Origin of the sequence: Methylorubrum podarium (assembly GCF_040270385.1) — a bacterium.
Taxonomy (GTDB): domain Bacteria; phylum Pseudomonadota; class Alphaproteobacteria; order Rhizobiales; family Beijerinckiaceae; genus Methylobacterium; species Methylobacterium podarium.
The window spans coordinates 103,297-120,345 of record NZ_JBELQE010000050.1 but is presented as its reverse complement, the minus strand read 5'-3'; the positions used below and the strand labels follow the sequence as shown (position 1 = coordinate 120,345).

The 17,049-nt window shown below is 69.8% G+C and carries 15 protein-coding genes; 6 read left to right on the top strand and 9 right to left on the bottom strand.

All coding sequences use genetic code 11. From position 1 onward, the window contains the following. Positions 1-5: 5 nt before the first annotated feature. The gene (locus ABS772_RS08570) at positions 6-734 is read right to left on the bottom strand and encodes a response regulator (RefSeq protein ID WP_238254981.1); all 729 of its coding nucleotides are present in this window, start codon (positions 732-734) and stop codon (positions 6-8) included. Next, the gene (locus ABS772_RS08565; RefSeq protein ID WP_238254982.1) at positions 734-1,309 is read right to left on the bottom strand and encodes a MarR family winged helix-turn-helix transcriptional regulator; all 576 of its coding nucleotides are present in this window, start codon (positions 1,307-1,309) and stop codon (positions 734-736) included. Before ABS772_RS08565 ends, ABS772_RS08570 begins: the two co-directional genes overlap by 1 nt. 209 nt (positions 1,310-1,518) lie before the next feature. On the opposite strand from ABS772_RS08565, the gene ABS772_RS08560 reads away from it, so the two are divergent. After that, complete coding sequence (locus tag ABS772_RS08560) at positions 1,519-2,406, top strand: branched-chain amino acid aminotransferase (RefSeq protein WP_350393751.1); 888 nt, start codon at positions 1,519-1,521, stop codon at positions 2,404-2,406. Positions 2,407-2,483: 77 nt separating this feature from the next. Next, on the top strand, positions 2,484-2,756 hold the full coding sequence (locus ABS772_RS08555) for a DUF3072 domain-containing protein (protein WP_350393748.1): 273 nt from the start codon (positions 2,484-2,486) through the stop codon (positions 2,754-2,756). Positions 2,757-3,340: 584 nt separating this feature from the next. Here the strand turns inward: ABS772_RS08555 and ABS772_RS08550 are convergent. The 3 genes from ABS772_RS08550 to ABS772_RS08540 all read right to left on the bottom strand — a co-directional run bounded on the left by ABS772_RS08550 (position 3,341) and on the right by ABS772_RS08540 (position 7,710). Then, positions 3,341-4,102, bottom strand: a complete 762-nt coding sequence (locus ABS772_RS08550; RefSeq protein WP_350393747.1) for a DUF937 domain-containing protein — start codon at positions 4,100-4,102, stop codon at positions 3,341-3,343. 265 nt (positions 4,103-4,367) lie between these two features. Continuing rightward, positions 4,368-5,819, bottom strand: coding sequence for an MATE family efflux transporter (locus ABS772_RS08545; protein WP_350393745.1), 1,452 nt, complete (start codon positions 5,817-5,819; stop codon positions 4,368-4,370). Further along, positions 5,812-7,710: a monovalent cation:proton antiporter-2 (CPA2) family protein gene (locus tag ABS772_RS08540; protein ID WP_350393743.1), complete on the bottom strand. Its 1,899-nt coding sequence runs from the start codon at positions 7,708-7,710 to the stop codon at positions 5,812-5,814. The genes ABS772_RS08545 and ABS772_RS08540 overlap by 8 nt, the downstream gene beginning before the upstream one ends. A gap of 309 nt (positions 7,711-8,019) precedes the next feature. Between ABS772_RS08540 and ispH the strand changes: the two genes are divergently transcribed. Next, positions 8,020-9,042, top strand: a complete 1,023-nt coding sequence (ispH, locus tag ABS772_RS08535; RefSeq protein WP_012454500.1) for a 4-hydroxy-3-methylbut-2-enyl diphosphate reductase — start codon at positions 8,020-8,022, stop codon at positions 9,040-9,042. Positions 9,043-9,137: 95 nt separating this feature from the next. After that, a complete protein-coding gene (gene thrB / locus ABS772_RS08530) occupies positions 9,138-10,103 on the top strand; it encodes a homoserine kinase (RefSeq protein WP_350393794.1) in 966 nt (321 codons plus the stop codon). A 139-nt stretch (positions 10,104-10,242) separates the two neighbouring features. Here the strand turns inward: thrB and ABS772_RS08525 are convergent, their stop codons facing one another. Beyond that, positions 10,243-10,725, bottom strand: coding sequence for a peroxiredoxin (locus ABS772_RS08525; RefSeq protein ID WP_238256047.1), 483 nt, complete (start codon positions 10,723-10,725; stop codon positions 10,243-10,245). A 124-nt stretch (positions 10,726-10,849) separates the two neighbouring features. Here ABS772_RS08525 and ABS772_RS08520 point away from each other — a divergent pair, with 124 nt between their 5' ends. After that, entirely contained in the window at positions 10,850-11,458 is a 609-nt protein-coding gene (locus ABS772_RS08520) for a YqgE/AlgH family protein (protein ID WP_238256046.1), read from the top strand. A gap of 130 nt (positions 11,459-11,588) precedes the next feature. On the opposite strand, the gene ABS772_RS08515 is transcribed toward ABS772_RS08520, so the two are convergent. The 3 genes from ABS772_RS08515 to ABS772_RS08505 form a co-directional block, all read right to left on the bottom strand. Beyond that, positions 11,589-12,653 carry a zinc-binding metallopeptidase family protein gene (locus ABS772_RS08515; RefSeq protein ID WP_350393737.1) on the bottom strand — a complete coding sequence of 355 codons (1,065 nt, stop codon included), beginning with the start codon at positions 12,651-12,653 and terminating at the stop codon, positions 11,589-11,591. Positions 12,654-12,823: 170 nt separating this feature from the next. Then, a complete protein-coding gene (alaS, locus tag ABS772_RS08510) occupies positions 12,824-15,499 on the bottom strand; it encodes an alanine--tRNA ligase (RefSeq protein ID WP_350393734.1) in 2,676 nt (891 codons plus the stop codon). 93 nt (positions 15,500-15,592) lie between these two features. Next, entirely contained in the window at positions 15,593-16,321 is a 729-nt protein-coding gene (locus tag ABS772_RS08505) for a helix-turn-helix transcriptional regulator (RefSeq protein ID WP_350393731.1), read from the bottom strand. A 74-nt stretch (positions 16,322-16,395) separates the two neighbouring features. On the opposite strand from ABS772_RS08505, the gene ABS772_RS08500 reads away from it, so the two are divergent. Beyond that, the gene (locus ABS772_RS08500) at positions 16,396-16,998 is read left to right on the top strand and encodes a glutathione S-transferase family protein (RefSeq protein WP_350393729.1); all 603 of its coding nucleotides are present in this window, start codon (positions 16,396-16,398) and stop codon (positions 16,996-16,998) included. Positions 16,999-17,049: the final 51 nt, after the last annotated feature.

Genomic DNA, 17,049 nt, shown 5'->3' with positions numbered 1-17,049 from the left:
AATCCTCAATCGATGGCGAGGCGGTAGCCGACGCCGCGGACGGTGTGCAGGAAGCTCGGATTGGCCGGATCCGGCTCGATCTTACGGCGCAGGCGGTTGATCTGCACGTCGATGGTGCGCTCGGCCGCCAAGCCGCCGTTGCCCGCCAGCGTCTCGCGCTCGACGTTGCCGCCCCGCGCCTGGGCGAGCATGGTGAGGATCTCGCGCTCGCGCTCGGTGATCTTCACCGGCTCGTTCTCCCGGCGCAGTTCGCCCCGGTCGGCGCGGAAGCTGAACGGGCCGAAGCTGACGGCACCTTCGCCCGAGGCGCGCGCGTCCGGAAGCGCGGCGTGGCGGCGGATGATGTTGTTGAGCCGCAGGATCAGCTCGCGCGGCTCGAACGGCTTCGGCAGATAATCGTCGGCGCCGATCTCCAGTCCGGTGACGCGGTCGTTCGGATTGGAGCGGGCGGTCAGCATGAGGATCGGCACCCGCGAGGTCTCGCGCACCGAGCGGGCATAGTCGAAGCCGCTCTCGCCGGGCATCATCACGTCGAGCACGAGGGCGTCGAACACGAAGCACTGGCCGCGCAGGCGCGCCTCCGCCGCGTTCGCCGCCGCCGTCACGCGAAAACCCTGCTCCGAGAGGAAGCGGGACAGGAGTTCGCGCACCCGCCGGTCGTCGTCGACGAGCAGGATGTGGGGGGCGTGGTCCGGAAGCTCGGGCCGCGGCCTGAGGGCGCTCTGGGCCGACATCACGCGCGCACCGTCGCGCGGCGCGCCATCAGCCGGCGAATCGCGGCGCGCTCCGCCGGTTCGATCATCGCCAGCAGGAAGTCCTGGGCGGAGGCCGCGCGGGACCCGCGCCCGCGCTCCCCCTCGTCGTCCTCGGCCGGCGCATCGAGCGCCCGCACGATCCGGCGAACCTGGACGCGGGTGAGGTCGGCCGTCAGCGCCCGGCCGGACGGGGTGCAGAACAGGAGCCGCTGGCGCCGGTCGCTCGTGCCGGTCTGCTGCTCGACATAGCCCTGGTCGATCAAGTCCTTCAGCACCCGATTGAGGCTCTGCTTGGTGATGCGCAGAATATCGAGAAGTTCAGCGATGGTGAGGCCGGGATAGCGGTCGACGAAGTGCAGCACCCGGTGATGCGCCCGGCCGAAGCCGTACTGCGCCAGGATCCGGTCCGGATCACCGACGAAATCGCGATAGGCGAAGAACAGCAGCTCGATCAGGTCGTCGCTGTCGCCGCCCGTGGCGTGGCAAGCGGGGCGAGAAGTTTCACAGGAAGCCTGTAGCGCCGTGTCGGCATCGGGCGTCGTCACAGGGGTCACGTCGTGGAAACCTCGGTCGGCGGCAGTCCCAGGGCGCCGGACGGCCCGGGGAAGATAAGTCAGTGTTGTTGACATATCTCAGGCCGATTGATACCCGTCAACCCTGCCGGTACAGCTCACCGCTGCATTCATCCCGCGTCCGCGCGCCGGCTCTGACCCCACCCTGCGACCCCGCGCTTGGCCGAGGCCGCGCAGAGGAACTTCGAGAGATGTCCGTCATTCCCTTCGATCAGCGTGAGGGCACGATCTGGTTCGACGGCGCCATGGTGCCGTGGCGCGAGGCGAAGATCCACGTGCTCAGCCACGGCCTCCACTACGGATCGTCGGTGTTCGAGGGCGAGCGGGCCTATGGCGGCCGGATCTTCAAGAGCCGCGAGCATTCCGAGCGCCTGCGCCGCTCGGCCCAGCTCCTCGATTTCGAGATCCCTTACTCCGTCGATCAGATCGAGGCGGCCAAGGCCCACGTGCTGGCGACCAGCGGTCTTCAGAACGCCTACCTGCGCCCGGTTGCGTGGCGCGGCTCGGAGATGATGGGCGTCGCGGCGCAGAACAACACCATCCACCTCGCCATCGCCGCCTGGGAATGGCCGAGCTACTTCGATCCGGCGACCAAGATGAAGGGCATCCGGCTCGACATCGCCGATTACCGCCGCCCCGACCCGCGCACGGCGCCCTCCACCTCGAAGGCGGCGGGCCTCTACATGATCTGCACGATCTCCAAGCACCGGGCCGAGAACAAGGGCTACGCGGATGCGCTGATGTTCGATTGGGAGGACTACGTCGCCGAGTGCACCGGCGCCAACGTCTTCTTCATCGCCGACGGCGCGATCCATACCCCCCAGGCCGACCGCTTCCTCAACGGCATCACCCGTCAGACCGTGATCGAGCTGGCCAAGCGCCGCGGGATCGAGGTCATCGAGCGGCGTATCCGCCCGGAAGAGATGACGGGGTTCTCCGAGTGTTTCATCACCGGCTCCGCCGCCGAGGTGACGCCGGTTTCCGAGATCGGCCCCTACCGCTTCACGCCCGGGGCGCTGACCAAGACGCTGATGGACGACTACCTCGCCGAAGTGCAGCCGCGGGCGGTCGCCGCCTGAGGGACGCGTTGCGAGGTTCCGGGCGCGCCATCGAGCCCGGAACCTCATGGCGTCCCTCGCGTTCATGAGAACAATCCATGAACGATGTGAGCGCGTCGATGACTGGCAAGACGACGAAAAATCAGGCCGCGGCCGAGAACCCAAAATCCGATCCGACCGACGAGTCGAACCGGATCAAGGACCCGGACGAGTGGACCACCGGCTCCGAGCCGATGACGGGGGCGCAGGCCTCCTACCTCAAGACCCTGTCCGAGCAGGCCAAGGCCCCGGACGCCTTCGAGCCCGATCTCGACAAGGCGGAGGCGTCGAAGCGCATCGACGCCCTGCGCAAGGAGACCGGCAAGGACTGACGCGATCGAGCGTTCCGCAAAGCGGGCTGACCGACGGGCGATGGCAGGAGGACGGACGTCCCCTGGTCCATCGCCCTTCGGGTGGTCCGAGGACGGACCATCCTTCGAATGAGACGGTTCGACGGGGAATGTCCCCGCTTTCTTCAATGCTCTTAAGTTCGCTGCAAGTTCAGGCTGGCAGGGTCACGCGACTGCAACACGTCCGGGACGATGCGCCGTGTCTTCGCTTCCTCCATCCGCGCCCGTTCCGGTAGCCGCCGCGCCGTTGCGCAAGGCTCTCATTCGCTTCGCCCGTCACGAGACGGGGGCAACCGCGATCGAGTATGGGCTCGTCTGCACCGGAGTTGGAATCGCGGTTCTCGGCGCCTTCCGTCTCTACGGAAGCACACTGGTGGATTTGTTTCCCAGGATCTTCGAGCTGTTCAAATTCGAGTAGCGATACGTGCGCTGACGCCGTTTCAGATCTTTCGTGCGATACCGGTATGATAATTCTCGGCGTGAGGCGGCGTTAAGGTCGTCAGATCGGCACGGCGTCCGGGTGAAACCGGTCGGCTCAATTCTGGGATTGCCGTTCTCAAGGGCCCTTATTTCGGCCCGGTCGGCTTGCGCCTCGAGGCAACCGCCTCCTTCCCTGGGATGGATGAGGGGGCCGGAGCGGATTCAGGCTTGGCCTCTTCCGGTTTCGGCTGGCTCCAGAACGCGTCGAACGCCTCCTTCATCGCCTTGACGTTCTGCTCCTGAACCTCCGCGCCGGTCTGGAGCATCTGCTGGATCACGTCCATCGACGCCTTCGTCGCGTCCGGCAGCGGGGCGGCCTCCGGCTTCCGGGCGGTCGCGCGCGGAGCGGGGGGCGGTGCCGCGGGCGCCATCTGCGCGGCGGCGGCGCTGAGCCCGTTGAGCCAATCCGTCCAGAGCGTGCCGACCGGATAGGGCGAGGGCGGCGCCTCGGCCGCCGGAGCCGGGGCGGGTGCGTTGAGAAGCAGGTGGACGATACCGGCCACGATCATGCCGGCCATGATCGGCAGCATCTGCCGCAGGGCCTGGGATCCGACGCCGCTCGCCGCCGACGCCTGCTGGATCACCGCCTGGGCGATCATGGGCGAGCCGAACAATCCCGCCAGCATGTCCGCGCCGCCGGGCGGCGCCTTTCCCGGCTGGCCGAGCCCGAACAGGCGGCCGAACCCCATCGGATCGGCTCCGGCGTTGCGCTGCATGCCCATGGACAGGGCCGGGAGCAGGGCTTCCATGGCGCGGCGGGTCTGTTCCGGCGTGAGGCCGAATTGCTGCCCGAAGGCCTGCACGCTCGCGTCGCCCTGGCTCTGGAGGATGTCGAACATCGTGTACATGGCCGGGCGCCTCGCGGGAGCAGCAACGGTCCGGATGCCGAACGTCGTCCGGGTCCTGCCCCGATCGCGCCGTGACGACGGGCGCATGACGCGGGCTCAACCCTCGTTCCGGCCGCGCGCCGGCGATGGCCGTCGACACTCACGCCCGGAGGCTCGCCGGAACGGCCTCGGCCGCGAGTGTGTCGCAACCGGGCGGGGCTGACCAGCTTTTAGCCCGATCCCGCTCCGATTTCCTAAGGATAGCCGCCGATCGCCGCCGGAATCGTCACAGCGACATTCCGCTGGAGGGGGCCGCCTGCACCGCCTCGTCGGCCGCGGGGGGATCGAGGGCGGCAGCTCCCTCGGTGCCGACGCCGCGCTCCAGCCGGCCCACGGTCCGGAAGGCGAGGGCGAGGCCCGCCACCCCGAAGGCGACCGAGCCGATGCCGGTGCCGGCGATCACGCCCTCCGGCCCGTACCACGCCGCGCCCGCGAGGGCGGGCGGGACCGTGCCCAGCGTCGCCCGGCCCCAGTTCAGCAGGGTCGAGAGGAAGGGGAAGCCGAGATTGTTGAACGAGGCGTTGGCGAGGAACAGGAGCCCGTTGAAGAACCAGACCGGTCCGCTCACGAGGCAGAAGAAGCCGAACAGGTCGGCCGCCACGCCCTCGAGTTCGAAGGCGCCGGCCAGCGGCGTCCGCGCGAGGGCGAGGAGCAGCCAGACCACCACGACGTAGAGCGCCGTCACCCCGGCGCCGACCCGGAGCACGCCCCGCATCCGGTCGAAGCGGCCCGCGCCCCAGTTCTGACCCAGGATCGGGCCGATCGAGCCCGACATCGCGAACAGCCCGCAGAAGGCGACCGGCGCGAGGCGGTCGATCACCACGTTGCCGGCGATGGCCGGCGGTCCGAAGCCGGACAGGGCATGCGCGACGAAGGCGCTGGCGACGGACGGGGCGAGGTTCGTCAGCACCGCCGGCAGGGCGATGCGGGTCACCAGCGGCAGGTCGCCGAGGATCGCGTCGAGGCGCGGGGCTTCGAGCAGCCGGTAGCGCCGGACCCCGGCCCAGCCGACGGCGATGAAGGTGACGCGGGCGACGCAGACCGCGAGCGCGGCGCCGTCCACGCCGAGACCGAAGCCGAAGATCAGCAGCGGATCGACGAAGATGGTGATGACGGCGCCGCCGAGGGTCACGAGCATCGCCTCCCGCGCCGCGCCGACGGCGCGCAGGAGGCCGGTGAACAGCATGCCCGGCCCGAGCAGCAGGTTCGAGGGCAGGCTGATCCAGAGGTAGCGCTTGGCGACGTCGAGGGTGTGCCCCTCTGCGCCGATCGCCGAGAGCAGCGGGTCGAGCAGCGCGATCAGGAGGGCGGCCAGCAGGGCGGACGCGATCAGGCAGTGGACGGTGACAGAGGTCGCGATCCGCCGCCCGCCCGCCGGATCTCCCGCGCCGATCGCCCGCGAGACCAGGGCGCCGGCCGCGATCATCAGGCCGATATTGATGGCGATGGCGAAGAACTGGACGATCGAGGCGAAGCCGACCGCCGCGGTCAGCGCCGGATCGCCGAGCTTGGAGACGTAGAACAGCGACAGCAGGTCGACGGCGAAGATCGCCATCAGCCCGACGGAGCCGGTGGCGCTCATCACCACGACGTGGCGCAGGATCGAGCCCGAGACGAAGCGCGCCGCGCCGTCGTCCCGTCCCGGTTGCGGCACCGTCCCTTCGCCCGCTTCAGGCATTCGGCTCGGCATCCTCGGGTTCGAGCGCGCGGGCGGCGGATTCGTGCGGCTGCGGCTCGATCAGGCCGCGGGTCTCGGCGCTGAGCGCCCGCGACGGGCTCTTCGGCGCAGTGAGCGGCTCGGGCCGCAATTCCGGCGTGCCGCGCAGCCAGCCCGAGCCGTCCGGCATCGCGCCCGCCTGCTGCAGCACGAGGCGGGCGACGTCGCGCTTGCGCACGTCCTCGACCCGCCGCGCGGCGGCCTCGGCGGAGAGCCCCAGACTCTCGAGCGTGGCGCGGCCGAAGCCGAGAGCGGATTCGACCGTCTCGCGAAGCTGGAAGTCGACGTCGCGGTTCATCAGCTCGATGGCGTGGGTCCGGTCGTAGGCGCGCACGTAGGTGCGCACGTTCGGGAATTCCTCGTGCACCATGTCGACGATCTTCAGCGCCGCCGGCGCGTCGTCGATGCAGACGCAGATCAGCTCCGCCTTGGCGAGGCCGGAGGCGCGCAGCACGTCGAGCCGCGTGCCGTCGCCGTAATAGATGCGGAAGCCGAAGCTCGTCGCGTTGCGGATCTGCTCGACGTCCTTGTCGATGACGGTGATGTTGATGCCTTCCGCCAGCAGCACCTGCGCCAGGATCTGCCCGAAGCGGCCGAAGCCGACCACCAGCACGCGGGTGTCGCCGGATTCCTGCGCCTCGCCGACGTCCGAGGGCGGCTCGGCCTCCTTCGGGCGACGGGCGATCAGCGCGTCGAGCCCCTTGGCGGCGATGGGGCCGACCAGCATGGTCAGGGCAGCGAGCGCGACGCAGAACCGGGTCACGTCCGAGGCGAGGATGCGCAGGTCGCCCGCCGCCGGCAGGATCACGAAGGCGAACTCGCCGGCCGGCGCCAGCACCGCCGCGCCGCGCAGGGCGTCGAGCCAGGGCGAGCCGAACAGGCGGAACAGCCCGGCCACCAGGGCGATCTTCACCGCGATCGCCGCCATGGTCGTGGCGAGGAGCGCCACCCAGTGGTTCGTGAGCAGCCCGCCGTCGATCGACATGCCGACGCTCATGAAGAACAGGCCGAGCAGCATGCCGCGGAACGGCTCGATATCGGCCTCGAGCTGGTGGCGGAAGTTCGACTCGGCGAGCATCACGCCGGCGAGGAAGGCGCCCATCGCCATCGAGAGGCCGGCCTTCTCCATCACCATCGCCGTGCCGAGCACGACGAGGAGGGCGGCCGCCGTCATCACCTCGCGCCCGCCCGCGGCCGCGAGCAGGCGGAAGAACGGGTTGAGGCCGTAGCGCCCGACCAGCACCACGCCCGCCACCGCGATCGCCGCGCGTCCCGTGGAGCGCAGGCCCTCGTCGACCCAGCCGTCCTTCGGCGTGGCGCCGGCCGAGGCCAGCAGCGGCAGCAGCGCCAGGATCGCCACCACCGAGATGTCCTGGAAAAGCAGCACCGCGAAGGAGCGCCCGCCATAGGGTGAGCCGAGATCGCCGCGCTCCTCCAGCAGCTGGAGCGCGACCGCCGTGGCGGAGAGCGCGATGGCGATGCCGACGACGCTCGCCGCCGCCGGCGTCAGGCCGTAGGCGAGGGCCGCCCCCGCGATGACGAGGGAGCACAGCGCCAGCTGGGCGGCGCCGAGCCCGAAGATGTCGCGCCGCATCGAGACGAGCCGCGAGATCTCCAGTTCGAGCCCGACGATGAAGAGCAGCAGCACCACGCCGATCTCGGCGACGCTCGCCGCGGTCTCGGGCTCGGCGATCAGCGAGAAGCCGGCCGGGCCGATCACCACGCCCGCCACGAGGTAGCCGAGCACCGCGCTCTGGCCGAGCAGGCGCACGAGTGGCACGCCGATCACCGCCGCCGACAGGAAGGTCAGCACCGGCGGCAGGAAGCTGGCATGGTCCGTGGCGCTCGCCATGAAAGCCTGGTGCCTCGCTGGTTCCGGACGGGGGAAGGCTTCCCCTTAGCCCGCTCGCCCCGCCATCGCGAGAGTGATTTGCGTGTCGTTCGTCACATGCCCGGCCCCGCAACCCGCCCCGTGCCGCGGCCGATTCGGCGGGCATCGTTGCCACACGGGTGAGGATGCTGGGCGCATGAGCGGATGGCGGGGGTCACGGATTCGCCGTCTGTGCTATGTAAAAGATGACGGACAGGCCCCAACCTGTCGCGGCTTTCGGGCTGGCCGCTGTTGACAGACCCGGCCACCCCTCTCCACATCCGCGGGATCATGAGCGCTGACACCATCAACCTCACCGCCGACCCGAACCGGGTCCCGCAGCCGGCCGTGACGGGCGACAAGCCGCCACTGGAGATCCTGCTGTGCGCCCCCCGCGGCTTCTGCGCCGGCGTGGTGCGCGCCATCGACGTGGTCGAGCGGGCGCTGGCGATCTACGGAGCGCCGGTCTACGTCCGCCACGAGATCGTCCACAACAAGTACGTGGTCGAGACCCTGAAGCGGAAGGGGGCCGTGTTCGTGCGCGAGCTGGACGAGGTGCCCGATAGCGGCGCGCCCGTCATCTTCTCCGCCCACGGCGTCGCCAAGACGGTGCCGCAGAACGCCGACGCGCGCGGTCTCACCACCATCGACGCCACCTGCCCGCTGGTGACCAAGGTCCATCGCGAGGCCGAGATCCACCACAAGCGCGGGCGCCACGTCCTCCTCGTCGGCCATTCCGGCCATCCGGAGGTGGTCGGCACCATGGGCCAGCTGCCCAAGGGCTCGATCACCCTGGTCGAGGACATCGAGCAGATCGACGCGCTCAACCCGCCGGCCGACCAGGCGCTCGCCTGGGTGACGCAGACCACCCTGTCGATCGACGACACCAAGCACATCGTCGAGGCGCTCAAGGCCAAGTTCCCGGCGATCCACGGCCCGCACAAGGACGACATCTGCTACGCCACCACCAACCGCCAGGAAGCGGTCAAGGAGGTCGCGCCGCGGGTCGATGCGTTGATCGTGGTCGGCTCCTCCAACTCGTCGAACTCGCAGCGCCTGCGCGAGGTCGCCGAGCGGGCCGGCTGCCCCATCACCCGCCTCGTCCTTCGGGCGGAAGAGATCGACTGGGACGCGTTCAAGGACGTGCGCCGCCTCGGCCTCACCGCGGGCGCCTCGGCGCCGGAGGTTCTGGTGGAGGAGATCATCGACGCCTTCGCCGCGCGCTTCGACGTGACGGTGGATCAGGTCTCGGTCACCGTCGAGGACATGTCCTTCCCGCTGCCGCGCGAGCTGCGCAGCGAGGCCGCCGAGTAGGGCGGACCCGTCGCCGGCGCCCGACGCGCCGGCCGTACGACCTCCAGGGGCGCCCTCGGCGCCCCTTTCTCTTGCGCGAACCCGGCAGCGGCACCTTGGCGGTCTATACCGACGTTTCCGACGAGGCGCTGCGCGCCTTCCTCAGAGACTACGAGCTCGGCGAGCTGCTCTCGTACAAGGGCATCGCGGAAGGCGTCGAGAACTCGAACTTCTTCCTGCACACGGGCACGGGCAACTACATCCTCACCCTCTACGAGAAGCGGGTGAACGAGGCGGACCTGCCGTTCTTCATCAACCTCATGGGCCATCTGGCGCGGGCCGGCCTCGCCTGCCCGCAGCCGGTGCGCAACCGGGACGGCACCGCGCTGGGGCGCCTCTGCGGCCGGCCCGCGGCGATCGTCACCTTCCTCGAAGGCGTGTCCTTGAGCCGCCCGAACGCCGAGCATTGCCGGGCGCTCGGCGCCGCGCTGGCCGGGCTCCACGCCGCCGGCCGCGACTTCCCGATGGTGCGCGAGAACAACCTTTCGGTCGGCGCGTGGCGCCCGCTCTTCGCCCAGGCCGAAGCACAGGCGGACACGGTGGCGCCGGGCCTCGCCGCCCGCGCCCGCGCCGACCTCGATTGTCTCGAAGCCTCCTGGCCGAAGGGCCTGCCGGGCGGCGTCATCCACGCCGACCTCTTCACCGACAACGTGTTCTTCATCGGCGACGCGGTGTCGGGCCTGATCGACTTCTACTTCGCCTGCACCGACGCCTTCGCCTACGATCTGGCGATCAGCCTCAACGCGTGGTGCTTCGACGCCGACGGCACCTTCCACCGCGACAAGGCGGGAGCGATGATCGCGGGCTACGACGCGGTGCGGAAGCTGGAGCCGGCCGAGATTGCGGCGCTGCCGATCCTGGCGCGGGGCGCGGCCATGCGCTTCATGCTGACCCGCCTGGTGGATTGGCTCAACGTGCCGCCCGGTGCCCTGGTGCAGCCGAAGGACCCGCTGGAATACGACCGGCGGCTGGCGTTCCATCGCACCGCGACGGATGCGCGGGATTACGGCTGGGAGGGGTAAACCCTCCCTCCACGGATCTCGGGCCTGCCCGAGATCCGCAAGCATCTGCCCAAATCGGGCAAGCCCGACTTGGTCAAGGAAGGCGGATATCGGGCAAGCCCGACATCCGTAGGGGAGAGGTTCGTTCGCGCCGGCTCGGTCAGAGCACCTTCAGAAGCGCTTCCGCGCCCGAGACCTCGGCCTTCGACGGGGTGTCCTCGACATTGAGGATGCGCACGACGCCGTCATCCACCAGCATCGCGTAGCGCTGGGAGCGCGGCCCGAGGCCGAAGCCGGAGCCGTCCATGTCGAGGCCGATCGCCTTGGCGAACTCGGCATTGCCGTCCGCCAGGAACTCGATGCCCTCGGCGCCGCTCTGCTGCTGCCACGCGTTGAGCACGAAGATGTCGTTGACCGAGGTCACGGCGATCGCGTCGACGCCGCGGGCCATGATCTCCTCGCGCTTGGCGACGAAGCCCGGCAGGTGGTTGCGGTGGCACGCCGGCGTGAAGGCACCCGGCACGCCGACCAGCACGACGCGCCGTCCCTTGAACACGTCGTCGGTCGTCTTGGCCTGCGGACCCTCCGGCCCGCTCACCCGGAAGGTGACCTGGGGCAGGTGATCGCCAACCTGAATCGTCATCCGTGCTCTCCTCGGAAAAAGCCTCGAACCGTTAGACGCGCTTCGCGCCACTGTCGAGGCACGCCCGGCCCGCGCGTGCGTTTGCCTTATGGATCAATGATGGCCGCCGCATTAGCATAGCCCGATGCAGAGACCCGACCCCTCGCTCAAAGACCCGGCCTATCTCGACGGCCAGTTCCTCGTGGCCATGCCGGGGATCGGCGACGAACGATTCGCGCGCTCGGTGATCTATCTCTGCGCCCACTCGGCGGACGGAGCGATGGGCATCATCGTCAACAAGCCGGTCGCCGACCTGAACATGCCGGATCTCCTGATCCAGCTCGACATCGCCAGCGAGTCCGACGCGATCCGCCTGCGCGAGCGCGTCGGCCACATGCCGGTGCTGATGGGCGGCCCGGTCGATGCCAAGCGCGGCTTCGTGCTGCACACCGCCGACTTCCACATCGACCAGTCGACCCTGCAGATCGACGAGGGCGTCTGCCTCACGGCGACGGTGGAGATCCTGCGCGCCATCGCCGACGGGCGCGGCCCCTCGAACGCCGTGCTGGCACTGGGCTATGCCGGCTGGCAGGCGGGGCAGCTCGAGAACGAGATCCTGGCCAACGGCTGGCTGAACTGCCCGGCCGACCCGGAGCTGATCTTCGATCCGGGACTCGGCACGAAGTACGATCAGGTCCTCAAGGCGATCGGCATCGACCCGGCCATGCTCTCGGCGGAGGCCGGGCGGGCCTGACCCCCGACCGATCCGACGCGGACGACCGCTTACGGTTTCCGCCTGATCGGTTCGGCTACCGCCTCTCTCCTCCCCCTTGTGGGGAGGGGACAGGCCATGCTCTGCCCGAGGCGATCAACCGGAAACCGTCTCACACCCGCCCGTGCACGAGGTCGTGGATGAAGCCGAGCTTCGTCACCACCGGCGGGGCGAGGACGAAGGGGTAGAGGTCGCCCTCGCCCATGGCCCGGCTGACGCTGTTCATGGCGAAGACGAACGGGAGCCACGCGTCGATGATCTGCTCGATCCTGTCGGCCATATAGGGATCGAAATCGACCCGTGTGGCCAACGCGCCGCCGACATCGGCCTTGGGCTTGACCTGCATGCCGAAGGCGCTGGCCATCTCCAGCGTGTCGACGATGTGCAGGTAGTGCGCCCAGGTCTCGGCGAAGTCCTCCCAAGGGTGGGTCGTGGCGTAGGCCGAGACGAAGGTCTCCTGCCAGTTCGGCGGCGGCCCCTGGTCGTAGTGGCGCTGGAGCGCCGCGCCGTAGTCCTGCGAATCGTCGCCGAACACCGCCCGGCACGGCTCCAGCTTGCCGGCGTCGCGCACGAGGATGTCCCAGTAATGGTGGCCGACCTCGTGGCGGAAATGGCCGAGCAGCGTCCGGTAGGGCTCGCCCATGGCGGCGCGGCGCTTCTCGCGCTCGGCCGGATCGGCCTCCACCAGGGCGATGGTGATGATGCCGTTCTCGTGGCCGGTCATCACCTTCGGGCCGCTCGCATCCGGCGGATCGGCCAGGAAATTGAAGATCAGGCCGTGCTCGGGATCCTCGGCGCGGGTCTTCAGCGGCAGGTTCCAGCGCAGCAGGGTGTAGAACAGCCGGTGCTTGGCATGCTCCATCTCCCGCCAGCGCTCCAGGTTCACCGGATCGCCGACGTCCGGCACGATGCCGTTGTGGCGGCAGGCGAGGCAGAAGGCGTCGGTGGTGCCCGGCGGCACCATCCAGTTGCAGGTGTCGTGCGCGGCGTTGGTGCAGAGGAAGCTCGGGCGGTCCGGCGCGGCGAGCGGGGTCCAGGCATTGTTGTCGCCCGCCGGCTCCAGCGCCGAGATGCGACCGAGCTGCGGCAGATAGGCGAGCCGATGGCCGCAGCGCCCGCAGGTGCGGTTCTCGAAATAGAGGACGTTGTCGCAGGACTGACAGCGGAAGAGTTTCATCGGCTCACGGGAAGATTGACGCCTCACCCCGATGCGGCGCGGGCCGGATCGGGAGCGGGGCGGGCCGGGCAGGCGGCTCGGCGGCGGCGGGGATCGCGGCCAACCAAGCCGCGAACCCGCTCACCGTTCCGTGAGCGGAGACGTTTTTCGATTTCGGTCCTTCGGGCGGATCAGGCCGCGGCGAGCGCCTCGGCGATGGCGGCAAGCGCCGCCTCCGCGCCGTTGCCGTCGGGTCCGCCGGCCTGGGCCATGTCGCGCCGTCCGCCGCCGCCCTTGCCGCCGAGATGGCCGGCGCCCGCGCGCACGAGCCCGACCGCATCGTAGCGCCCGGTCAGATCCTCGGTGACGCCGACGACGAGCCCGGCCTTGCCGTCGGCGGAGACGCCGACGATGGCGACGATGCCGGAGCCGAGGCGGGTCTTGCCCTCGTCGGCGAGGCCCTTCAGGTCGCGCATCTCGACGCCCTCGACCACGCGGGTCATGAGCTTCACGCCGTTGACCTCGCGGGGCTCGTCGCCGCCGCCCAACGCGCCGCCCATGGCGATCTTCTTCCGCGCGTCCGTCAGCTCCTTCTCGAGCCGGCGGCGCTCCTCGATCAGGGCGGAGAGGCGGTCCGGCACGTCGCCGACCGGTGCCTTGAGCAGGCCGGCGAGCTGGCTCAGCGTGCGGCTCTCCGCGGCGCGATGGCGGCGGGCGGCGCTGCCGGTCATCGCCTCGATCCGGCGCACGCCTGCGCCGACGGCGCTCTCGCCGAGCACGGTGATCTGGCCGATCTCGCCGAGCTGCGCCACGTGGGTGCCGCCGCACAACTCGATCGAGAAGTTCGGAAGGCGGCCCTCGACCTCGCGGCCCTCGTCATCCACCGGCCGGCCCATGGAGACGACGCGGACCTCGTCACCGTACTTCTCGCCGAACAGGGCGCGGGCGCCCGATTCGATCGCCTCGTCCACCGCCATCAGCTTGGTCACCACCGGCGCGTTCTGCAGCAGCACCGCGTTGGCGATCTCCTCGACGCGGCTCAGCTCGGCCTCGTCGATCGGTTTCGGATGGCTGATGTCGAAGCGCAGGCGCTCGGGCGCGACGAGCGAGCCCTTCTGCGCCACGTGATCGCCGAGCACCTGACGCAGGGCCTCGTGCAGCAGGTGGGTGGCCGAGTGGTTGGCGCGGATCGCGGCCCGGCGGGCGTGATCGACCTTCAGCTCCACCGCGGCACCGACGGCGAGCGTGCCCTCCTCGACCGTGACGTGATGCACGAACAGGTCGCCGAGCTTCTTCTCCGTGCCGGTCACGCGCGCCGTGAGGCCGGGCGCGGTGATCGTGCCGGTGTCGCCGACCTGACCGCCGGACTCGCCGTAGAACGGCGTCTGGTTGGCGACGACGAGGCCGCTCTCGCCGGCCTTCAGAGCCTCGACCTCGGCGCCCTCGCGCAGGAGCGCGCCGACCACGGCTTCCGCGCTCTCGGTCTCGTAGCCGAGAAACTCGGTGGCGCCGGTGCGCTCCTTGATGCCGAACCAGACGGTCTCGGTCGCGGCCTCGCCGGAGCCCTGCCAAGCGGCGCGCGCCGCCTGCTTCTGGCGCTGCATCGCGGCGTCGAAGGCTTGCGTGTCGACGCCGATGCCGCGGGCCTTCAGCGCGTCCTGAGTCAGGTCGAGCGGGAAGCCGTAGGTGTCGTAGAGGGTGAAGGCGGTCTCGCCGGACAGGTTCTGGCCGGCGCTGAGATCACGGCTCTCCGCGTCGAGGATGGCGAGGCCGCGCTCCAGGGTTTTGCGGAAGCGGCCTTCTTCCAGCCGCAGGGTCTCGGAGATCAGCGCCTCGTTGCGGGCGAGTTCCGGGAAGGCCTGCCCCATCTCGCGCACCAGGGTCGGCACGAGGCGGTACATGACAGGGTCGCGGGCGCCGAGCAGTTCGAGGTGGCGCATGGCGCGGCGCATGATCCGGCGCAGCACGTAGCCGCGGCCCTCGTTCGACGGCAGCACGCCGTCGGCGATCAGGAACGAGGTCGAGCGCAGATGGTCGGCGATGACGCGGTAGGAGGCCCGCGTCGCGGGCTCCGGCGCGCGGGACACGGCGTGGGCCACCGCATCGATCAGCGCGCGGAACAGGTCGGTGTCGTAGTTCGAGTGGACGCCCTGGAGGATCGCGGCCATCCGCTCCAGGCCCATGCCGGTGTCGATCGAGGGCCGGGGCAGGGGATTGCGCACCCCCGGCTCGACCTGCTCGTACTGCATGAACACGAGGTTCCAGAATTCGAGGAAGCGGTCGCCGTCCTCGTCCGGCGAGCCGGGCGGGCCGCCGGCGAGCGCCGGGCCCTGGTCGATGAAGATCTCCGAGCAGGGGCCGCAGGGGCCGGTATCGCCCATCTGCCAGAAGTTGTCCGACGTGCCGATCCGGATGATCTTGTCGTCGGAGAAGCCCGCGATCTTGCGCCAGAGGCCCGCAGCCTCGTCGTCGTCCGCGTAGACGGTCACCAGCAGGCGCTCGGGGGTCAGCCCGAACTCCTTGGTAATCAGCCTCCAGGCCAGCTCGATCGCGTCGGCCTTGAAATAATCGCCGAAGGAGAAATTGCCGAGCATCTCGAAGAAGGTGTGATGCCGCGCGGTGTAGCCGACATTGTCGAGATCGTTGTGCTTGCCGCCAGCCCGCACGCATTTCTGCGACGATGTGGCTTTCACATAGGGTCGCTTCTCGACACCCGTAAAAACGTTCTTGAACTGCACCATGCCGGCGTTCGTGAACATCAGGGTCGGGTCGTTCTTCGGCACCAGCGAGGACGAGGGCACGACCGCGTGCCCGGCATCCCGGAAGTAGTCCAGGAAGGTCGATCGGATCTCGTTGACGCCGCTCATCGGATAGGCTCGGAAATCATGTCGCGTCGGGAGCCGGCTGGCGGGCAGCGCGGCAGCATATCCGGGTCCTCATACGGGCCGGAGCTGTGCGAGTCACGTCAGCTCGTCGTGCGGAGAGCCGGGCGGCTGCACGAAAGGGCGGCCCGCCTGCAATTCGGCGAGGTAGCCGCGCAGCAGCACGACCCGGCGCGGCCGAAAACTCGTGCCGGCGGCCCGCACCTCCCGGACCCGGTCGAGCCGGAACATGCGGAACGCCTCGCGCAGGCAGCACCACGCCAGCAGCGTCATCTTGCTGTCGAGATAGACCACGGAGAGCGGCAGGATCGTCCGCTCGGTGACCGTGCCGTCCTTGTCGGCGTAGCGAAGGAACAGGGCTTCCTCATGCCAGCACCCGGCCCGGATCACGTCCATGTCGGGGATGGCGGGGAAGCGTGCCTCGGTGCGGCGGACCTTCGAAATCGCGTGGAGCAGGTGTTGCTCGGTTCGGCTGGGCAGGGTGGCCGCGACCTTCGCCAGCACCGACGCGCCGGCCTTCTCCAGCGCCGGGTCGCCGAAGTGGCGGACCTCGGCCAGCCCGAGCACCAGCGCCTCGATCTCGACCCGGTCGAAGGTCTGCGGCGGCAGGGCGACATCCTCGATCAGACGATAGCCGTAGCCCCGCTCGCCGTCGATGCGGGCGCCGGCCGCGCGCAGGCTGTCGATGTCGCGATAGAGCGAGCGCAGCGACACGCCGGTTTCCTCAGCCAGCCGCGCGGCGGTCAGCGGCGACGGCAGGGTCCGCATCGCGTGGAGCAGCCGGAAGAGTCGATCGGTGCGCGCCATCGCCCAACTGACGGAAACTGGCAGGTAGGCTTGGCTATAACGGCTCCCGTGCACCGGCAACAGGAGACCCGCCGATGATCACCCTCTACCACGCGCCCCGCAGCCGCTCGACCCGCATCGTCGCGCTCCTCAAGGAGCTCGATGCGCTGGAGCAGGTGAAGATCGATGTCGTCGCGATCCCGCGAATGGACGGCTCGGGCGGCCGCGACCCGCGCAATCCTCACCCGGACGGCAAGGTGCCGCTGCTCGACCACGACGGCACCCTGGTGTGGGAATCGAGCGCGATCATCCAGTACCTCGCCGAGCTGTTTCCGGCGGCCGGATTGAGCGTCCCGGCCGGGCATCCGCGGCGCGGCCCCTACCTGAGCTGGCTCGCGTGGTACGCGGGCGTCGTCGAGCCGGTGCTGACGCTGCAGGCCGTCGGGGTCGATCACCCGGCGATCGCCCGCACCTTCCGCACCGAAGCGGAGATCAAGGCGCGGCTCACCGAGACGCTGCGGGATCAGCCCTACCTCCTCGGCGACCGGTTCACCGCCGCCGACCTCCTGCTGCACTCGCCCTACGCGTGGTTCGGCAAGCCCGGCGTGCCGGAGATCGATGCCTGGGTCGATCGCTGCATGGACCGTCCCGGTGCCCGCTTCGCGGCCGAGTTCGACGCGGGCCACCCGCCGGCCTGACCTGGAACGCCACGTCCAGGCGCAGCAAAAAGCCCGCCGCGCTCACGCGCG